Annotated in this window: 1 protein-coding gene; it reads left to right on the forward strand. The window is 46.6% G+C overall.

Features of this window, described 5'->3' with window-relative positions; genetic code table 11:
* Positions 1-751 (forward strand): DUF5979 domain-containing protein (locus tag DXA07_RS13140; RefSeq protein WP_207663750.1); only part of this gene is annotated, 751 nt, incomplete at both ends.

Consider the following 751-nt stretch of genomic DNA (forward strand, 5'->3'; position numbering starts at 1 on the left):
CATACAATGTAAGTGAAGATCCAACCGGAACAGCAGTTCCGAATTATGGCTTAGCAGTAACAGGTGAGGGAGATGTAACAGTCACCAAGGATGCGACAGCAACCGCAACTGTAACGAACACTTATACAGAAGATAAGGGAAGCCTGACGGTAGCCAAGGCAGTTGTAGGATATGACTTTGGAGCAGCAGGTAAGAATTTTACAATTTATGTAACAAACGCAAGTGGTGAATATGTTCTTGCAGATGGAAGCGTAAGCGCAACCAAGACAGGAATCAGCGTACCGGCAAACGGAAGCGTAACGATCAATGACATCCCGGTAGGCACATATAACGTAAGCGAAGAGCAAACGGGAACAGCAGTTGCAAACTATGGCTTAGCAGTCAGTGGTGAAGGTAATGTCACAGTCACCAAGGATGCGACAGCAACCGCAACCGTAACGAACACTTATACAGAAGATAAGGGAAGCCTGACGGTAGCCAAGGCAGTTGTAGGATATGACTTTGGAGCAGCAGGTAAGAATTTTACAATTTATGTAACAAACGCAAGTGGTGAATATGTTCTTGCAGATGGAAGCGTAAGCGCAACCAAGACAGGAATCAGCGTACCGGCAAACGGAAGCGTAACGATCAATGACATTCCGGTAGGCACATATAACGTAAGCGAAGAGCAAACCGGAACAGCAGTTGCAAACTATGGCTTAGCAGTCAGTGGGGAAGGTAATGTCACCGTCACCAAGGATGCGACAGCAAC

This window comes from Clostridium sp. AM54-37XD, assembly GCF_003478225.1.
In the GTDB taxonomy this organism is placed as follows: Bacteria; Bacillota; Clostridia; order Lachnospirales; family Lachnospiraceae; genus Coprococcus; species Coprococcus ammoniilyticus.